The sequence below is a fragment of the Peribacillus sp. FSL K6-5616 genome (assembly GCF_038008245.1).
Classification (GTDB): domain Bacteria; phylum Bacillota; class Bacilli; order Bacillales; family DSM-1321; genus Peribacillus; species Peribacillus frigoritolerans.
In genome coordinates, this window is record NZ_JBBOYT010000001.1 from 1 (window position 1) to 19,163 (window position 19,163).

The 19,163-nt window shown below is 41.5% G+C and carries 19 protein-coding genes and 1 riboswitch; of the genes, 10 read left to right on the forward strand and 9 right to left on the reverse strand.

The annotated features are described in order from the left end of the window. Positions 1 to 241: hypothetical protein (locus MHB45_RS00005; RefSeq protein WP_340907165.1), on the forward strand; the 241-nt coding region annotated here is incomplete at its 5' end. Positions 242 to 353: 112 nt separating this feature from the next. On the opposite strand, the gene MHB45_RS00010 is transcribed toward MHB45_RS00005, so the two are convergent. Next, positions 354 to 686, reverse strand: coding sequence for a hypothetical protein (locus tag MHB45_RS00010; protein ID WP_034306570.1), 333 nt, complete (start codon positions 684 to 686; stop codon positions 354 to 356). 354 nt (positions 687 to 1,040) lie between these two features. Here MHB45_RS00010 and MHB45_RS00015 point away from each other — a divergent pair, with 354 nt between their 5' ends. From MHB45_RS00015 to MHB45_RS00035, 5 genes are all read left to right on the forward strand, one after another. Next, positions 1,041 to 1,697, forward strand: coding sequence for a 5-bromo-4-chloroindolyl phosphate hydrolysis family protein (locus tag MHB45_RS00015; protein ID WP_340907166.1), 657 nt, complete (start codon positions 1,041 to 1,043; stop codon positions 1,695 to 1,697). Beyond that, complete coding sequence (locus MHB45_RS00020; RefSeq protein WP_048686182.1) at positions 1,694 to 2,866, forward strand: toxic anion resistance protein; 1,173 nt, start codon at positions 1,694 to 1,696, stop codon at positions 2,864 to 2,866. Before MHB45_RS00015 ends, MHB45_RS00020 begins: the two co-directional genes overlap by 4 nt. Before the next feature lie 11 nt (positions 2,867 to 2,877). Next, a complete protein-coding gene (locus tag MHB45_RS00025) occupies positions 2,878 to 3,447 on the forward strand; it encodes a nitroreductase family protein (protein ID WP_072272327.1) in 570 nt (189 codons plus the stop codon). Positions 3,448 to 3,638: 191 nt separating this feature from the next. Then, the gene (locus MHB45_RS00030; protein WP_034306044.1) at positions 3,639 to 4,145 is read left to right on the forward strand and encodes an SEC-C metal-binding domain-containing protein; all 507 of its coding nucleotides are present in this window, start codon (positions 3,639 to 3,641) and stop codon (positions 4,143 to 4,145) included. A 326-nt stretch (positions 4,146 to 4,471) separates the two neighbouring features. Continuing rightward, the gene (locus MHB45_RS00035) at positions 4,472 to 5,470 is read left to right on the forward strand and encodes a S8 family peptidase (RefSeq protein WP_034306043.1); all 999 of its coding nucleotides are present in this window, start codon (positions 4,472 to 4,474) and stop codon (positions 5,468 to 5,470) included. A 42-nt stretch (positions 5,471 to 5,512) separates the two neighbouring features. On the opposite strand, the gene MHB45_RS00040 is transcribed toward MHB45_RS00035, so the two are convergent. Then, positions 5,513 to 6,175, reverse strand: coding sequence for a YcnI family copper-binding membrane protein (locus MHB45_RS00040; RefSeq protein ID WP_072272328.1), 663 nt, complete (start codon positions 6,173 to 6,175; stop codon positions 5,513 to 5,515). Positions 6,176 to 6,194: 19 nt separating this feature from the next. Continuing rightward, positions 6,195 to 7,829, reverse strand: coding sequence for a copper resistance CopC/CopD family protein (locus MHB45_RS00045; RefSeq protein WP_072272329.1), 1,635 nt, complete (start codon positions 7,827 to 7,829; stop codon positions 6,195 to 6,197). Between the two features lie 306 nt (positions 7,830 to 8,135). On the opposite strand from MHB45_RS00045, the gene MHB45_RS00050 reads away from it, so the two are divergent. Further along, on the forward strand, positions 8,136 to 9,626 hold the full coding sequence (locus tag MHB45_RS00050) for a cadherin-like beta sandwich domain-containing protein (RefSeq protein ID WP_340908151.1): 1,491 nt from the start codon (positions 8,136 to 8,138) through the stop codon (positions 9,624 to 9,626). 59 nt (positions 9,627 to 9,685) lie between these two features. On the opposite strand, the gene MHB45_RS00055 is transcribed toward MHB45_RS00050, so the two are convergent. The 3 genes from MHB45_RS00055 to MHB45_RS00065 form a co-directional block, all read right to left on the reverse strand. After that, on the reverse strand, positions 9,686 to 11,311 hold the full coding sequence (locus MHB45_RS00055; protein WP_048686191.1) for a PAS domain-containing sensor histidine kinase: 1,626 nt from the start codon (positions 11,309 to 11,311) through the stop codon (positions 9,686 to 9,688). A 117-nt stretch (positions 11,312 to 11,428) separates the two neighbouring features. Further along, positions 11,429 to 12,085, reverse strand: coding sequence for a TVP38/TMEM64 family protein (locus MHB45_RS00060; protein ID WP_048686193.1), 657 nt, complete (start codon positions 12,083 to 12,085; stop codon positions 11,429 to 11,431). Between the two features lie 123 nt (positions 12,086 to 12,208). After that, complete coding sequence (locus MHB45_RS00065; RefSeq protein WP_048686195.1) at positions 12,209 to 12,694, reverse strand: QueT transporter family protein; 486 nt, start codon at positions 12,692 to 12,694, stop codon at positions 12,209 to 12,211. A gap of 6 nt (positions 12,695 to 12,700) precedes the next feature. Then, positions 12,701 to 12,745, reverse strand: a riboswitch (PreQ1 riboswitch). A gap of 172 nt (positions 12,746 to 12,917) precedes the next feature. Here MHB45_RS00065 and MHB45_RS00070 point away from each other — a divergent pair. Beyond that, entirely contained in the window at positions 12,918 to 13,439 is a 522-nt protein-coding gene (locus MHB45_RS00070) for a YbaK/EbsC family protein (RefSeq protein ID WP_048686199.1), read from the forward strand. A 109-nt stretch (positions 13,440 to 13,548) separates the two neighbouring features. Next, positions 13,549 to 14,361: a hypothetical protein gene (locus MHB45_RS00075; RefSeq protein WP_048686200.1), complete on the forward strand. Its 813-nt coding sequence runs from the start codon at positions 13,549 to 13,551 to the stop codon at positions 14,359 to 14,361. An 83-nt stretch (positions 14,362 to 14,444) separates the two neighbouring features. Here MHB45_RS00075 and MHB45_RS00080 read toward each other — a convergent pair whose 3' ends face one another. Next, positions 14,445 to 14,744 (reverse strand): DUF3892 domain-containing protein, encoded by a 300-nt coding sequence (locus MHB45_RS00080; RefSeq protein ID WP_034306021.1) that lies wholly within the window; start codon positions 14,742 to 14,744, stop codon positions 14,445 to 14,447. A 305-nt stretch (positions 14,745 to 15,049) separates the two neighbouring features. On the opposite strand from MHB45_RS00080, the gene adhP reads away from it, so the two are divergent. Continuing rightward, the gene (adhP, locus tag MHB45_RS00085; RefSeq protein WP_048686219.1) at positions 15,050 to 16,063 is read left to right on the forward strand and encodes an alcohol dehydrogenase AdhP; all 1,014 of its coding nucleotides are present in this window, start codon (positions 15,050 to 15,052) and stop codon (positions 16,061 to 16,063) included. 42 nt (positions 16,064 to 16,105) lie between these two features. Here the strand turns inward: adhP and MHB45_RS00090 are convergent, their stop codons facing one another. Together MHB45_RS00090 and MHB45_RS00095 are read right to left on the reverse strand one after the other, a co-directional pair. After that, a complete protein-coding gene (locus MHB45_RS00090; protein WP_072272331.1) occupies positions 16,106 to 17,533 on the reverse strand; it encodes a sigma-54-dependent transcriptional regulator in 1,428 nt (475 codons plus the stop codon). Positions 17,534 to 17,537: 4 nt separating this feature from the next. Beyond that, positions 17,538 to 19,151, reverse strand: a complete 1,614-nt coding sequence (locus MHB45_RS00095) for a GAF domain-containing sensor histidine kinase (RefSeq protein WP_072272332.1) — start codon at positions 19,149 to 19,151, stop codon at positions 17,538 to 17,540. Positions 19,152 to 19,163: the final 12 nt, after the last annotated feature.

Genomic DNA, 19,163 nt, shown 5'->3' on the forward strand with positions numbered 1-19,163 from the left:
GAGGCTCACCGCCCGCCCCGCGGAAAGCGAGCATCTGGAGGGGAAATCAACCACACCTCACTACTTGGTAAATAGCAACAAAGTATGTGAAAACAGTCATTTTCTTATAAATAACTTGATGAATTCCGCGGGAATATGGCTGATTCCTATTTTTTATTTTGCAGATCAGTATTGTAACTACTTTTTTAAGCAAGTAGCAGGATTCACATGTAAGGCGGCGAAAACAATAGTGAAATCGTAAAGCTTTGTAACCCTGGACAAGGGTTTGGTGAACCTTTGAAGATTAATCAATCGTTTGATTAAATCTCAAATGAAAAAGCGGGAGCTCGCAATGAGCTCCTGCCTTTCCTTCATTAAAAACCATCATCTGTTGCGGTGAAGGGGATGTTAAGGTTTCTTTCCACGGCCCGAAGTCTTTGATTCAGTCTGTTTAACCTATTCGTATGTCGCTGGTCCGCTTGACTTAGCCTGGTGATTTCCTGGTTAATGCGGTTCACTTCACGATTTATCCGCGTGATTTCTTGGTTCTGCCGATTGAGTTCCCTCGTTTGACGCTCGTTTTGACGCTCAAGTTCCCGGATTCTTCTTTCAAGTTGTTGAGGCTGCCTTTCAATATCGAATTGGTCTGGCACCTGGCTATATGGATTTTCTTGTACCTGCTGAAAGTTCCAATCTTGCTGTGGCATATAATCAAATCGTTCAGGCTGTTGGAAGTATGGGTTGAAATTTGGTTCAAAGTACTGATGATTTCCATTTTGTTGTGGATAAGGATAAAATCCGTATGAATTCATGGTCAACTCTCCTTTTTAAAATCAGGATGGATACCCTATAACTTATGTCAGTTCCGGTGAAGTGACTAGGCGTTAGCCCATATGAATGGGAAGAAGAGGCAATTCACAGAAAAAATTTCAATAAATTTGCAGAAACCATCCGGTTCCTATATCGTTTAGGATAGGAGAAATTCTTTTTTTCATCTTGAAACCAATTCCAAGGATAATCCGTATATAAAGAAAAGAGTGTAAGTCAGGAGTGTAATGATAATGAATCGATTTCTTGCTGATTTTGTTCCGATATTGATTGCATTTCCAATGGTTTTGCCGGTTTGGATGGTTAGCTATTTCGTATTGAATCAACCGTTTGCCCTGTCCGTTGTCATATCTTTAGCAGGAGGGGGACTTGCATACTGGCTGAGTTCCGTATATTTTTCATCAAGATACCTCAAAAAACATGAATTGACGAGAAAAGAATATCAATATATAAAGAAAAATTTAATCGAAGCAAAACCGAAGATATGGAGGGTGCAAAAAGCACTAATCTCGGTCAGGCATATCTCTTCTTTTAAACAGAGGAAAGAGATGATTAAAATGATCAGGAAAATATACAGTCTGACAAAAAAAGAACCGAAGCGGTTTTATCAGGCAGAACAGTTTTATTACTCGCATCTGGATTCTGCCATGGAGCTTGCGGAGAAATATGTTTTTCTAGCACAGCAGCCAAAAAAGAATAGGGAACTCGAACTTTCCTTAACGGAGACTCGTAAAACTTTAAAGGAACTCACTAATACGATAGAAAAGGATTTATATAAAGTGATTGCCGATGATATCGATAACCTTAACTTCGAATTGGATGTTGCTAAGCAATCCATTAAAACTAGAAAAGAGTCACAAGTAATTGATGAAAACAGGAGGTTAAAATGAATAACAATGATCCAAACCTGTTGAATAAAACGAATAACGCCAGTTTGATCGATGACCTTTTAGCCAATCCATTTGATGGGGTGCAGGAGCTTGAGAAAGTATCTTCCCAGGAAGCGAAACCGGTTAAACTGATTGATGTCATTCCTGAAGAGAACAGGGCAAAGGCTTATCAGCTTGCCGAACAAATCGACCCAACGAATCATCAGGCAATGATATCCTATGGTACACCCGCCCAATCAAAGCTCCTGACCTTTTCTAATTCCATGCTTGAGCATGTCCAGAAAAAAGATGTGGGTGAAGTGGGCAGCATTATCAATGATTTAATGAAAAAGTTAAACGAACTCAGCCCGGATGAGTTAAAACCGGATAAGCCCTCATTTTTTGCGCGTATGTTCGGGAAGCTCTCGGGATCTGTACAGGAGGTGCTATCCAAGTATCAAAAAACCGGTGCCCAAATCGACCGAATCAGTGTAAAACTCGATCGGAGCAAGAATATCCTGTTATCGGATATCGTAATTCTCGAAAAGCTATATGAAACGAATAAGGAATATTTCCAGGCATTGAATGTCTATATTGCAGCTGGGGAAATCAAACTCGAAGAAATCCATGAGAAAACGATTCCGGAGCTAAGGAAGTCCGCTGAATCAAGTAATGATCAAATGAAGTTTCAAGAAGTAAATGATATGCTGCAATTTGCTGAACGGTTGGATAAAAGGCTTCATGATTTGAAGTTGAGCCGTGAAATCACGATCCAAAGCGCACCGCAAATCAGGCTGATCCAAAACACGAATCAGGCACTAGTCGAAAAAATCCAATCTTCGATCATGACAGCCATTCCACTTTGGAAAAACCAGGTTGCGATTGCACTGACCCTAATCAGGCAAAGGCATGCTGTAGAAGCACAAAAACAGGTTTCCAAGACTACAAATGACTTGTTATTGAAGAACTCCGAGATGCTGAAAACGAATACCATTGAAACCGCAAAAGAAAATGAGCGCGGACTTGTCGATATAGAAACATTAAAGAAAACTCAAGCCAACTTGATATCCACGCTTGAGGAGACCATGCGGATTCAAGAAGAAGGCAGGCATAAACGCCGTCAAGCTGAACAGGAATTGGCGTCAATGGAAAATGAACTGAAACAGAAGCTATTAGAGATAAAGGGATAAGGGGAGATAATATGGAGACTATCGAGGCTATAAAAACGAGAAGAAGCATTGGAATCGTTAAGCAAGATCCGGTTCCTAAAGAAATGATCGAGCAAATCATTGAAGCCGGAACATATGCACCCAATCATCATCGGACGGAGCCTTGGCGTTTTTTTGTTTTGACAGGGGAAGGAAGAAATAAACTTGGGCAGGTATTCGAAGAAATAACAAGAATCGAAAATGCTGATGATACCCCCGAAAGTTTAATCAGCAAGCTCGAAAGGCAAAAAAAGAATCCATTAAGGGCTCCAGTCATCATCGCAGTGGGCATAGAGCCTAGTGATAAGAATAATGTCCTCGTGGCAGAAGAATATGCGGCTGTGAACAGTGCCATCCAAAATATGCTTCTTGCAGCACATTCTCTAGGTTTGGGAGCAGTATGGAGAACGGGGAAAATAACTTATCATGACAAGGTCCGTGAATTTTTCAATTTATCCTCTAAGGGAGAGGTATTGGCTTTCATATACTTGGGTTATCCTGACATGGAGCCGAAATCTGCTAAGAAAACACCGATTGATGAATTGACCACATGGATCGGTTGAGGATTAGGGGCTGCATCAGTTTATAGACACTGATGCAGCTTTTTTTTATTGCCTTCAAAAAGGCTTCCTTAATTATGCTTTTACTGAAAGGGATTTGACTTTGTCAGCCTTCGTTTCAAGTGACGATTGATGAATTAGGTTGTACAATACAAAGGAAGAATAAATTTTGATGAATTAGGATGTGTCTATAGATGAGAACGATTGATCCATTTGAGATACTCGATGGAAAAGCGATAAAATATTTGGATGTGTTTGGCGTTGAGGATGGCATTGCTTTAAAGAGTAAATACGAAGATAAATCGTATTGGATATATGATTATTATTGCATGCATCAGACTTGTGATTGCCAGGAAGTATACCTTGAATTCGTTGAGGAGCTTAAAGGCAATAAACAGGCGGGACAGCATTTTGGAGTGAGGGTTTCTTTCGGGGATAATCAATTCGTCCTGGAGGATTATAATATTTCGAAGCAAAAGGCGATGGATATCGCGGAAGATACGCTGAAGTACAGTAAAGATGTAATGGAGTTATTTAAACAGCGGTATCAGCAAATGAAGGAAAAAGGCACGCAAATTATCACGGAAAGTGCAAAGGCGGCTAAAATGCCGCATGTTCATGCAGAACCGGTCATTGGCAGAAATGAGCCTTGTCCATGCGGAAGCGGGAAAAAATACAAAAAATGCTGCGGTGCAGCTTAACATCTTGGAAGCTGACTCGATTCGGAGTCGCTTCTTTTTTATTGGAAAAGTGCGTGCTTGGGAAAAAAATGAGAAAAAAGTGTAGTATTAAACGAACATTTGTTCTATAATGAGAGAGTACCAGATAATTACACTAAAAGAAATAAAAAGTAGTCATTTAGACGGAATTTTCCAAAAACTTCTTTTTTATTTTCATAAATCTGGTATATATAAGAGAGAAGAGTTTTTTGATCTCATCTCTTTCAACGGTAGACGGCAACCAGACGGGATGAAAATCCCTGCACTGATGGCAGTTTAACTTATTGAACGAAGGAAGGGGTAATCAAATGACAAGAGAAAAAAGATTAATACCTTACAAAGTTCTTGAAGTAATGGAAACGGTGAAAGAGAAGATTCCTGAGGGTGTCGAGCTTGTGAAAGCACCGGCAATTTGGGAAAAAAGCAGTTATGGTGAGGGCGTGGTAGTTGCCGTCATTGATACAGGCATTGACAAGGGACATCCAGACCTCAAGGAAAGAATCATTGGCGGGAAGGATTTTACCAATACCGGGGATTATCAAGATGATAACGGACATGGGACACATGTTAGCGGTACGGTTGTTGCTGCCATTAATAATGCTGGTGTAGTGGGAGTGGCTCCGAAAGCAAGCATATTAGCGTTAAAGGCCCTAAATGGTCAAGGACAAGGCGACATTGATTGGATTAATGGTGCTCTAGAGTATGCCATCAATTGGCGGGGACCAAATGAAGAAAAGGTTTCGGTTATTTCACTTTCGCTTGGCGGACCTCCCGATGAGACTGAACACAAACTCATTCAAAAGGCCCTTCAGAACGATATCCTTGTTGTTTGTGCAGCTGGAAATAGCGGTGATGGGCGTCATGAAACGGATGAATTGGATTATCCAGGAGCATATCCCGAGGTAGTGGAAGTGGGGGCTGTGGATTTAAGCAGAAATTTAGCGGATTTTTCAAATACGAATGATGAAATTGACTTGGTGGCGCCAGGGGTTGATATTCTCTCTACGTATCCAGGAAATAAATATGCCCGGTTGAGCGGAACGTCAATGGCTACGCCTCATGTAAGCGGTGCGGCAGCGCTCTTGAAAGTGATTGCTGAAAAAGAATTTGAGCGCAATTTAACTGAAGCGGAATTATATGCACAGCTGGTGAAAAGTACGGAAGATCTGGGAATAAGCAAAAAAGCGCAGGGAAATGGACTGCTTAACTTAACGATTACGGAACAAAGAGCTGAAAAATCGATTAAGATTACGATAGAATCAGAAAATCTTAAGTTACCGAGTAAATCGGTGGTCATGGAATATTAGAGAAAAAAGGTGCCTCAATTTTTGGGGCACCTTCCATAATGATTATTTTTTATTTTTCCTTAGAGCTGCAAAAAGCGCTACAATGGAAAGAATTAATGATATGACAGCCAGGGTAATGATCAGCGTTTGGTTGCCATCACCTTCTGTTGTTGCTGCATCCTTTGAATTTTCAGGTGTCGTGGAATCATTAGTGTCAGCTTCATCTTCGTGACCATGGTCCGCAGGTTCTGCATCAGCCTTGGGTGCAACCGAGATTTCCGTTACAGAATGCGGTAGGTCTGAGCCTTCTTCACCGCTCCATTCAACAATTTCACCATCTTCGTAATATTGAAATGCATCCCAGGCAACTTTCGTTTCTTCTTTGGGATTTTGTGCTACGAAAGAGAATTGCTGGAATTGTCCAGCAGCTATTCCTTTGTCAGTTGCGGCCCAAGTTACCGTTTTTACATGCCCATCTTTGTCACCTTCTGTCGTTACTTTCCATCCCGGTACAGGCTGATAGCTTTCAAAAGTAACCCCTTCAGGTACTTTTAAAGTCACCTTTGTAGTGGCAGTTTCTTTTTCTACGGGTACTTTAATTGTATAAGTTTCCCACGCCTCAGGTGCAGATGAACTAGGCTTGACCGTAACGTGAGCATATGCTGAACCGGAAAAAATGAATAATGCAGCAAATGTAAAAATAAGTAGCTTTGAAATGTTTTTCATTTGTATAAATCCCTCCTAGTTATGAATTCCCTATGAAAATTATAAAATCAGCATTGATTGAATCCAGGCTTTCAGTCAATCCATGAACATGGATATTCCACTTTCCTGGCATGGTTAATATAGACTTTGATGTAAATGTCCCTGTTTGTTTCTCCTTCATTTGCAGCTTTATTTCACCGCGTGGCGTATCCAATGGCTGCATCGTGATCGTAAGCTGCTCTATTTCAGCAATTGGCTTGCCTTCATTGGATAGATTTACTTGAATCAGGTTATCCCCGACTTCATTTGGCGTCACCATTAATGTAACCTCGTTATTTTCTTCAGTCCGTACCGTTTTTTCAATGGGGCCGGGAGAAGACATGGCAGTTTGGACATTTGTCAATAAAGCTGCAATGAGAAGGATGACGATTCCTAAACCAAACTCCATTCCCACACTATAACCAAGTTTTTTCGTTTGCTTTTTCCCTCTGAGAAAATGAAAGCCGCCTAAAACGATCATGATTAACATGAGACCGATTTTCGCTAGTAACAATTGGCCATATGTTGTGTTAAACATTGAATGGATAGTTGGTACATGCTGTAAACTGCTATATATTCCGCTAATAATCAGGATGATTACAAACAGAAATGCCCATTTGGAAAACCTTTGAATGATCGACCAGTAAAAGGTTTTCTTATCTTCTTGGACTGCCTGCCGATCTGCAAGCCCAGGTAAAATCACCAATAAGGCCATAAGGCCGCCGAGCCATAAAGCCATGGACAATAAATGAAGGAAATCCATCAAAACGGCCAGAGCCTGATTGGGAACGGCTGCTGTATGTCCGGTGAAAGCCTTACAAATCATCAAGCTGGCAATTATGATGAATGAAATGATAGGTAGTGATTTATTCAATGAGTTCTCGAGCATGAAATAAATTACTAAAAATAGAAGCAGCAATATTAGAATTTCCATGATCCAGATCGTTCCAAAGTTTGTAGCATTCAATACTTCCTTTATATAACTAACATTAAATGCATCGGTCCAACCTACCCCAGCATCGATCGTAACTCTTAAAGGCAGACTGCAGAAGATGGAAAATGCTAAACCAGAATATGAAAGCCAAAGGTATAGACGGGTTCTTCTGCTGGCTTCAAAAAGTCGAGAATCCTTCATTAGCGATAATCTGAAAAAAAGGATTCCGGTAAGGGCAGCGAAGCATATGTATTGTAGACTTTGCAGCATAACGTTGATGGAATTCGGAAAACTTTCATTCACTTCGGAATTATTTTGATCTGATAGGCCGGCCGAATCTCCGAATTGAAAGGGAATTGTTCCTTCAATGGGATGGCCATCACTCGAAACCACTCTCCATTTAATATAGTAAATCCCTTCATCGATCGTGCCCTTCCACTTAGCTTCCAGTATTTTTTCACTCTGTTCAGAGATTGTACTGTCTTGAGTTTGAATTTTGTCTCCATCTTGGCTGAATACCTCAAGCGAATGAAAAGCTGGTTGTATATTCTCGCTGAATTGAATGGTGATCTTTTCAGGAAGAGTATCCATCGCTTCATTCGGGCTAGGATTAGAGCTGATTACTGTAGCATGACCGGAAGCCATTGCCGGGTATAAAAGCAAACTGAATAGGCTGACTACCAGCCATAAATATTTTTTCATCTTGGTGTGCCATCATCCTTTCATCCGATTATGTAAGCCCATTATAAAAGGAAAATGTGAAAAAACAGTGAAAATAATTTAGTTATCTAAAGGCAGTTTAAGAGGTTCGCTAGAAAATGAGAACAATAAGTTTTAGTTTTGCCTTCCACTCCAGTATAGCCATAAATAAGTGGTGGGAATTCCACTTTGCATAAAGTTATACCAAATAGGTATCCTCCTTTTGATATAAACTCCATTAAGAAATAATTAAGGTTCCTTTAGTAATCTAAGCCTATCAGTTTAAGGAATTTGGAGGGATAGGTTTTGATGAAGAAGGGATTAAAAGAAACAAGTGTGAAGGTGATCTTGGTTGGTTCCCTTGTAGGGATGGGAACATCCACTTATATGCCAGCGGCAGAAGCTGCGGAAGGCCCTTCTGTCATTTTGAAAGAGGCACAAACGGTAAATAGTCTTTCAAAGCTAGAGATTGAGGGTATGGCACTGGATCAAAAATTTACAGAAGATGTACACGACTATAGTTCAACGGTGGGGAATGATGTGGAAAAGATCACCTTGCTTGCAGCAAGCCCTAACGAGAATGCAGCCATATATGTGAATGGTGTCAAAATGACAGATGGTAAATTGAAGGATTTAACTCTTCAAACTGGCATGAATACGTTTGTTATCACCATCAGCGATGGGGAAAATGAAACCGTAACCTATACTCTAAAGGTCGAAAAACATGAAAGTGATGATAACCTTTTAACATCGATTGGATTATCAAAAGGCTCATTAACATTCGATTCTAAAGTGACAGCTTATCATGCTTCAGTTGAAAATGAAGTCCAGTCGGTTACGGTAACTCCGACATTGAGTGACAGTAAGGCAATTGTAAAGGTAAATGGAAAGGATGCAACCAGTGCAGGTGTAAAGGTTACCCTTCCAGTCGGTAAGACAATGGTGAAGATAACCGTTACAGCAGAAAATGGTGATGAAAAAACATATACACTTACGATTACACGGGCTGCAGCCGCAGCAAAGGAAACGGAATCGAAAGCTGCTCCAAAAGAGGATGAAGTTCAAAAGGAGCCCTCAACAGGAACGAGTAAAGCCCAACCTTCCTCGGATAAGGGGAATAAATCATCTTTACCATCAGCAGGATCCTCGGATAAGGGGAGTAAAACATCTTTAACATCAGCGGAATCCTCCAATAATCAAAAGCCAAGCAGTGGTGTCAGTCAAGTAACGAATACACAGCAAGAAAGTATTTCAACACAAAAAGTGAAAACGGATTCTGTTGAGAAAGTAACGTCCGCAGATTCTTTAGGCGAGGAAGGCAATAATGGACCAGTGTTGAACAGCCTGAGGGTATCATCCGGCGTATGGAACAAATCTTTTGAATCTAATGAGCATACCTATCATATCGAGGTCAATAATGATATTTCTTCAGTCGAAATGAATGCAACGACAAATGCCAGCGGAGCAACAATTGAATATGACGGTGCGAGCAGTGCAAAAGTGAAGATCAAGGATAAAGCGAAAACGGCCATTTCCGTTACTGTTTCAAAGGATGGGGAGCGTCGTACTTACGTCCTTGTTTTCGAAAAGGATATCGATGTTAAAATGGATGAGGAAGAAACCGTGGATGATGTCAAATCAAAAGAGGGGGAAGTTGAGGCAGCGCAAACGAATACAGCTGGTATGACGGAGAGCGAAACATCCAATGATTCAGGAGGCCAGATTAATGGGAAACAACCTGTTGAGACGGTGTCATTCTTTGGGAATATAAAGGATTTCTTCACCTCCCTGTTAAAATAGGATGGTTTTGAATCCTGCAAAAAAAGGACAAGGTTCAGGCTTGTCCTCGAAATTCATATTTATATGGGCAGAATGATTTGGACCTCGGTTCCTTGGTTCAGTTCACTGTTAAACCGGACCTTTCCCCGATGCGCCTCAATGATTCGGCAACTGACTGTCAGTCCTAATCCGGTTCCTTTTTCTTTTGAAGAATAGAAAGGCTCTCCAAGATGTTTTATGCGGTTTTTTTCTATTCCGCTTCCATTATCTTTGATGGTGATGGAAAGGTTATTGTTCATTCGTTCGAAATCAATCCAAATGTGGTCGGCGGATGCCTCCATGGAATTCTTGAGCATGTTTATGAAAACTTGTTTTAATTGGTTTCCCTCACATAATAGAAGCGGTATTTCATTTTTGACAGATATTGATATTTGGGTGGGGTACGAGTCCGCCTCTGGTTTCAACAAGGTTTTGACATCATTCATCAGGTCGATGATTTGATGTTTGCTGAATGGAAGTTCCTGTGGTTTTGCCAGAACGAGTAACTCGCTTACAATAAGATTGATCCGGTCCAATTCACTCAACATGATCGTGTAGTATTGTTCATAGGGATGGTCGCTCTTTTTAAGCAGCTGGACGAAACCTTTTAAAGAAGTCAGCGGATTTCGTACCTCGTGGGCTACACTTGCGGCAAGTTCGCCGACTATCGATAATTTTTCGGTTCTTCTTAAGCGTGCTTCGGTTTCTCGAATTTGAGTGACTTCTTTAGCATAAGTAATGATTCCGACTAAATCCTCGCCAACCATCATCGGGACAAACGTACAAGAAAGTAAGATGGACTTCCCGTACTTCGTCAGGAATTCTATATCTTTCCCTTTTTTGATCCCCTTTTGGTTTTCCATGACATATTGGCATGATGTACGGATCAATTCCGCGTCTTCTGCTGAAAAATTCAAATTAATGAATGAAGCGCCATGTATTTCTTCCTGTTGAAAGCCTGTTACCGTTTCAAACCTTGGATTCACGGTCGTGATCATTCCATTTAAATCAAGCATCAGCATTGGATAAGGGTTGTGCTCAAACAATGATTTATAGCGTTGTTCGCTATCAAATAATTGATTCTCCGCGACAACTCTTTCAGATATATCCCTGCCAATGACGACTAAGCCTTTACGTGAACCATCTTCATTGAACAGGGGAACTTTAATCGTATCAAAGGTCTTGTGATTGCCATCGGGAAGAGGGATGATTTCCTCGCACCTAGTAATTTCCCCCTTTACCCACGTTTCTTCATCGGAAATTTCACAGTAGATCAACGATTCTTTATAAAATTCGGTGTATTCTGCGAGCTCACTGTCTCTTTTTCCCTTATAATCTACATGCTCCAATTGAAATAATTGCAGCCCGAAGGTATTGGATTCAAGCCATCGGCCATCCCCATCCTTGAAGTTAACGAAATCCACCATTGAATTGATGAGTGTGCGCCGACGTTGTTCCGCCTCTTTTAATCGTTTGAATTCTTCCTTTTTAGCTAAATAAAGATATAGAATTAAGCCTATTGATAAAAGGAAAACAATGCCTTCCGCCCTTTGGAGTTGAATGAAGACCTCTTTATTATGGATATTTGTAGTTAAAAAATAGTCGAATACGACTAATGTAAGAATCCCGGATAGGATATATATTGCTAAGATGGAGCGTTTGGACATGGAGATTCTCCCTGATTTTAAGACATTTCAAAGGTAAAATTACATACACATTTTAACAAACTATCGGAAAAAAATATATGCAGAATCTCTAAATAAAAAAAACAGGGGCCAATGTGGTCACCTGTTTTTTCTGAAGAAGGTTAGTTTCTTCTTCTTTTTTGCACGCTTATAGATCATGAAGAATAGTAAGAAGAGGAGTGCAAGAGCAGCTAGCGTATATTGGTTCATTTCAACAGATAGCAGCCCATAGGGAATCAGTGATAGGAAGAAAAAGTATATAAGGTTGCCAAGTGCCGTCGCCAATAAAAAGTCTTTGAAAGTGACGGTGCTGACTCCGGCTGCCAAGTTAATTAAGCTTGTGGGGATAAGCGGGAAAATCCTGCCTGTAAACACGTACATGAAGCCATGCTCCACTACAGATTCTTGCCACTTTTCACCAATCTTCTTTAAAAGAAGCTCCTGAAACCAGTTTCTTGCTGCATAAAAAATGAATCCTGAGGCAACAACACTTGTAAACCAACTCCATAGATAGCCATATATGAATCCGAATATCGTGACATTGATGGTCAGGAGCAAAATTAAGGGGATGATTGTAAAAGAATTTTGTACAAACATCAATACGAATGTCACAATAAATGTAAGCAAAAGATTTTCCTTCAATATGCCAATCACAGAATCCAAATCACTTTTCCAAACCAAAGTGAACAGTTCTGCATTAGAGTATATAAAAATTGCGATTACAAGTAGACCGATTATGGTCAGGACTTTTTTCAAAGGGCCACCACCATTCTTACTAATAGTTTATCATTTTCGAGTTCAATGGTGAAAAAAAAGAGCTGCCGCATCATGCAGACAGCTCTTTTCCATTATAGTGGCTTAACGGCGCGAAGATTCCTTTTAAAGCCACTTTTCAAACTGAATTCTTTTGTTCATTCCATAAATGATTGGCGCGCCAATCAAAAGGACAACGAACTCACCGACAGCTGTAGTCATCCAGCTTAGCCAGAATGGCAAACCAAAGGCAAGGTTCAGTTCAATTGCAATTAAAAACATTGTGAACGTGAAAAAGATAATCGTAGCGATCATACGTCCTTTAATGCCTTTTATGAAACGAGAAACATAAATGACAAGCAATAAGGCGAGCAGGGATTGCCCCACCCCAAAAATCAAATCATATGGCACCATCGGCGAAAAGAGCAGATTCGATATGAAGACTCCTCCAACGATACCGTAGATATATTTTTTATTGAATACAATCAGATGATTCAACATTTCCGGTACACGGAATTGGAACATCTCAAAAGCTATTGGTTTAAACACCAATGAGACCGCCACATACAAGGCAGCCAATAACCCGTTTATCACGAGTGTACGAACATTCATTTTACTCTCTCCCTAGTTTTTTATCGTGGGATGGTTACGAACCACGTGCAGGCGTTTACCCGATGATTAATAGTATCCCATGTAAGCTTGTTTCGTCAATTTGTAAAGAATGGTTTTAATTTATAGGTTTCCAATCAGATGAAGCAGCACAATTGGATTTTGAATTTTTGCAATGAAGGATGATATTATTTCAATATGTACATAAAAAGGAGTGAATATTAATATGTCGATCGAAAGTGTCAAAAGCCATTTTAAACAATGGAATCGGGAAGGCGACGTAAAGGAGTTCGAATCATCTAGTGCAACGGTGATTGAGGCAGCGGAAACCATCGGTGTTATCCCAGCGCGGATTGCCAAGACCCTTTCCTTTAAAGGGGAGGGTGAACACGCGATTTTGGTCGTTGCCGCAGGGGACGCGAAAGTGGATAATAAGAAATTTCGTCAGACGTTCGGTTTCAAGGCACGAATGCTTTCACCTGATGAAGTGCTTGCACAGACCGGCCATGCAATCGGAGGCGTTTGCCCGTTTGGCCTGGCAAACGATTTAGCTGTTTTTCTTGATGTATCGATGAAGCGCTTCGAGTCATTGTTTCCGGCTTGCGGCAGTTCAAACTCTGCAATAGAACTTACACTCGCTGAATTATTTGAATATTCAGGTGCCAAGGATTGGGTGGATGTTTGTAAGGGGTGGGAAGAAAAAGGGAATGTGGAAACGGCGGCAGGAAATGCAGTTGATGGCATTTGATGAATGGGATGGAGTCCACTAAAGTGAATTTTATTTGCGGGGGGCCGCATGCATTTCTATTATTAAAGCGGAAAATGGGCAGAAAGTGTTCCTGATCGGAGGTTGAAAGATGTTAAATGGAAGCGAAAGAAAAAGCAATAGCAGCTATCTGAGTCTTAAAACTCTTTATGAAGAAAATATAACGGTTAAGAGCATTGCCCAGGAGCTTGTGTTTTGCCATAAAAACGATCTGGCGCTGGATATCCAGAAAGCAATGAAAAAAAAGAATTTTGATATATTGGCAGTCCAAGATCAAGGGGAAATCATCGGATATATCGAAAGGCAAGAACTAGGTGAGGGAAGTATTTCTGAATATATGAGAAACTTCTCACCAAGGGAAATGGTTTCGAATTCAACCCCTTTGATCCAGCTTCTCCATATTTTTAAGAATAAGACAAGGGTGTTCGTACTAGAGAATAATTCAATTAAAATGTTGATTACCCATGCCGACCTCCAAAAGCCTCCGATCAGGATGCTGATATTCGGATATATTACCTTATTGGAAATGAGGATGAGCGATATCATCCTGGATAGATTCGGCGATGGCAGCTGGTATCCAATGATCAGCGAAGACCGTTTAGAAAAGGCAACCGAATTATATAAAAGGAGAATCGATAAAAATGAGGATATCAATATAATAGAGTGCCTGCAAATCAGTGATAAATTCGATATTATACATAAAGATAAAGAATTGAGGCACTTCTTCCAAATCCCTTCGAAAAGTAAAGGGAGGAAGGATGCGAATGCCATCCGAAAATTACGGGATAAGATTTCCCATGCTAATGAACTGGGTCTGGACATGTCATGGATGGAAATCATCGAGGTTGTCGAGTCCTGCGGCCGACTGCTCGAAATCTCTGAATCCTATCCTTATGAAAAATAAGATCCGGCTAATCATGCTGGTTCTTTTTTTTGCGCATCCAGATAGAAAAAAACTGCCCGTATCAGGCAGTCTCCCCGAAAAACTCAAAACTCCGGCAGTTGATCCAGGTTATTTTCTTTTATCCCATCGGGCTCACTCCGTAATATGTCACGTCCATATTTATGAAAGACGTCAACGTTGGCCAGGTTGCCAGCTTTGGCTTCCGCAAGGGCTGTGGGGTAGTCGAGTTCGCGGCCGGAGTCCGTCTTGATGGCGATAATATTGTCCTCTTCATTTTTCCTTACGGCGATGATTTCCTCTTTTCCTGCTGCTGAATCACTTTGGTTTGCTTGCGGTGTTCCCTGCTGTTTATATGACTCATAGGCTTCTTCAAATTGGTCCATGTTTTAGACACCTCCTATTTATAGGGTGAACCATTTTTCCTGCAATATACAAACCGGATTTCGTCCAACTTGGGCCGTTAATTCGTCCAAATGGGCCGATCTTTCGGCACTTTTTTTGTGTGAATGCTGTCGTCTTGGCCTTTTTGCAGTGGCATGGCACTTGCAACTATTTTAAGTAGTGCAAGTTTAAGTAGTTGGTGTAAGCAGTAGCAAGAAATAATATCCACTAGATTAAGGGAGGAATAGTAATCATGAATGTAAAACAAGGGGCAAGCACTGTAAATGCAAAACAACAGGTCAAGACAATGAAGGCGGCGGTCGTCAATGAATTTAACCAAAAACTTGAGATAAAGGAAGTACCGATCCCGGAATTGGAATATGGTGAGATATTAGTGAAAATTAAAGCCTGTGGCGTGTGTCATACCGATTTACATGCCGCACATGGTGATTGGCCGGTAAAACCCAAGCTTCCACTTATCCCGGGACATGAGGGTGTGGGCATTATAGAAAAGGTGGCGGAAGGCGTAACTTCCTTGAAAGTGGGTGACCGTGTTGGGATCCCTTGGCTTTATTCGGCCTGCGGCGATTGTGAATATTGTCTGACCGGCAGGGAAACGCTTTGCTTGGATCAATTGAATGCAGGATATTCCGTGGACGGAGGGTATGCGGAATATTGTAAAGCACCAGCCAAATATGTGGTGAAGGTTCCTGAAGGGCTTGACTTTGCGGAGGTATCACCGATTTTCTGTGCAGGTGTAACGACTTATAAGGCGCTTAAGGTATCAGAAGCAAAACCTGGTGATTGGGTAGCGGTTTATGGAATTGGCGGATTGGGACATGTTGCCCTGCAATACGCAAAAGCGATGGGCTTTAATGTCATTGCTGTCGATATTCAAGATGATAAGCTTGATCTGGCAACGGAACTGGGGGCGGATTACACGGTTAATGGGCTTAAGACCGATCCTGTACAGGCCATTAAGGATAAGGTTGGCGGCGTGCAGGCATCCATTTCTGTGGCGGTTACGAAAAAAGCATTCGAACAGGCTTACAGTTCAGTCAAGAGGGGCGGCACACTTGTTGTAGTCGGATTGCCGAATGATGAACTTCCAATCCCGATTTTTGATACAGTGTTAAATGGGGTGACTGTAAAAGGGTCCATCGTCGGGACGAGAAAAGATTTACAGGAAGCTGTTCAATTTGCGGCTGAGGGTAAAGTCAGAACGAATATTGAAACAAGAAAGCTTGATGAAATCAATGACGTGTTTTCAATGATGGAAAACGGAGAAATCAACGGCCGCATCGTATTGACGCTAGAATAGGAACAGAGGAGGAAGCCCTGGAACGGGGCATCCTCCTTTTTATTATGTCTGGCTCTTTTCATTTAATATATAACGCAATTTCCTTATGGATATTTGCAAGCGTTTGGCAGCTTCATTCCGGTTGCCGTAGGTTTTTTGCAGTGCCTGCATGACGAGCTCCTTTCCAATTGTTGATTGAAGCTGTTTGATTTCCGTAAGGATTTCTTCAAGCATCAGTTCATCCTTCTCATTAAAATCAGCCACCAGCTTTTTTCGCCACTCTTCAAGAAGGTTTTCTGTTGACTGTATCTCTGGTAACACATTTTTGTCAGGTGTGATCTGGCTGTTGGATAGTGAGATATCATTGGCGGTTATTACTGACTTATTGTCTGCAAGAGTTAGCGTGCGCATGACCACATTAGATAGTTCGCGTATGTTGCCTGGCCAGTTGTATTGCTGTAATTTTTCAATGGCTTCATTGGAAAATGAGATATCTCCATGACCATTTCTCTCAACCAAGTGACGGACAAGCAACGGAATATCCTCTTTTCGGCTCCTTAATGGCGGGATATCCAGAGTCACGACGTTCAGTCGGTAAAATAGGTCTTCCCGAAATTTATTCTTGTCCACTGCCTGCTGCAGGTTTTCATTGGAGGCCGCCACTAACCGGGCGTTCGTCCGTAATGTCACGCTGCTGCCAACCCGCATGAATTCCCGCGTTTCCAAAACCCGAAGCAATTTGACTTGAATGGCCGGACTTGCATCCGCAATTTCATCAAGGAAAAGCGTCCCGTTCCCAGCAATTTCGAAAAAACCCTTTCGCAGCTGGGTCGCTCCGGTGAAAGCGCCCTTTTCATGACCGAATAATTCGCTTTCAAGCAGGGATTCAGAGATCGCTCCGCAATTGATGCCGATAAAAGGTTCATGGTTTCGGGGGCTGGCTATGTGGATGAAGCGTGAAAGCACTTCTTTCCCGCTTCCGGTTTCTCCTTCGATTAATACATTGACAGATTTTTGGGCAACCTTGAAGGCCGTTTCAATCAAATTCTTCATTAAAGGACTTTCACCGACAATGAGTCCTGAATCCTCGGCAAGCTTATGGATGAAATGCTGGTTCAAAGCTTCATTTTCATTCAATAGGTTGTCAATCTGCCTTTCCAGTACTTCAATATCCACGAAGGGTTTTTCCATGTAATCACTCGCTCCGAGTTTCATGGCATCAACAGCGGTCTTGACGGTGCTGTATCCGGTCATGATCAGTACCTTGCAACGCGGCTGCAGTTGTTTTAGATGCTGCAGGAGGGAAAGTCCATCGCAATCCGGAAGCTTCAAATCTATCATTGCGACATCAAATCGCTGCTGATTCCAGTCGATCTCATGAAACTCCTTCCCGCTATTCACCACTTGTACGAGGTAACCTTTCATCGTAAAAAGGCGGGATAGAAATGTCCCAACCTCTTTCTCATCGTCTACCACAAGTAAATGAATCACCTTATCATCCCCTTTCCTCTCCTTGTAAGGGAAGCCTCAGAAAAAAAGTGCTTCCTTGTCCTGGTGTGCTCAAAACGTCGATCTTTCCGCCATGGTCCTTGGCGATGCCAAGGCTTACAGACAGCCCCAAACCTGTACCTTTTTCACGGTCTTTAGTCGTATGAAAGGGATGGAATATGAAGGGCAGGCGTTCTTTTTCAATCCCTGTTCCGTTATCAGTCACCTGAACCACCATGAACTTGTTTTCTGAATAGGTAGCGATCGCGATCGATTTTTCCGTTTGCGCGGACTCATCCAATGCATCCTTGGCATTCAATAGCAAGTTGATGATGATCTGTTCGATCTGCGGCTGGCTGCCCTTTATGAAAGGAAGATCTTCCTGAAGGCTAAGATGGAGGGAGATTTGCTTCTTCCCAAGTTGGAACTTCAATAGGTTCAGAACCTGGTGAATGGCCTCGTTAATAGAGTAATAGTGGAACCTATACTCATCCTGCCTAGAAAAGGTAAGCAGGCTTTTCACGATTTGCCTGCATCGGTCCCCGCAAATCTTAATGTCGTCCAATAGCATATAATCCGGATTGTCCTGTGGGGTTTTCCGTAATAAAAGTTGCGAGTTACCAAGAATGGCCGTTAATGGGCTGTTCAACTCATGGGCAATCCCAGCTGCCATTTCACCAATCGCCCCAAGTTTACCGGCATGTAATAGCTGGACTTCGATCTGTCTTCTTTCGGTGACATTTTTATAATAAGCAATGACCCCATATACTTGATGCTCCTTATTCTGAATCGGGTAAGCATGCATTTCCAAGATGGTATCATGCTGAAGGAGTATTTCCTGAAACCCTGGCTTATTAAATGAAAAGGTATCCTGAATCAGATTTTGCGATTTTTCAATTAAAGGAACCAAGTTGGAAAAGCCCCTGGCTGAATCATTGGATTGATAGACCGTTCCTTTGTGATCGAAGACGATGATCATATCTTCAACTGCCTTGAAAGTATCCTCCCACTCCTGTTTGGAATGAAGAACTTCCTTATAAAGCTGGGCATTCTCCAAAGTTAACGCAAGCTGATTGGATAGTTGCTCAAGAAATTCGAGTTCAGCTTCATGCCATGTTTTCTTTTTCTTCCTGCCGAAAGTCCAAATTCCGATTTTTTTACTTTTTCCGTATAAAGGGACTAATAGAAGTGATTCGATCTCAAGGGATAATAGACGATCCTTTTCTGGGAAGTCCGGTAACTGGTTAACTTCCACCTGAATCGGCTGCTTTTCTTTCAAGGCCGATGAGAATTCCTGAAAAGGGTGTAACAGGTTTTTGGGATCCATTTCAAGATCGCAGTGACCATTAGGGCAGATGTGAAGCAGGGCAGGTTCTTCCTCATACAATATGACAAAATGACTGTCATCGAAGGTAATGAGCTGCTTAAGTTTTTCAATAACATTTCGGAGAATCTCTTGGATGTCGATTTCCATATTCATATTTTTTGTGATGTCATTCATGATTTCAAGCTGCATATTCTTCTTCTTCAGCTGATCCACGGTTTTCTTAAGTGCCGTGTAATATGTTTTCTTTGAAGATTTAACGCCTGTCATTAAATCTATCAATTCATGTTTGTTCATGCTTTTCACCTC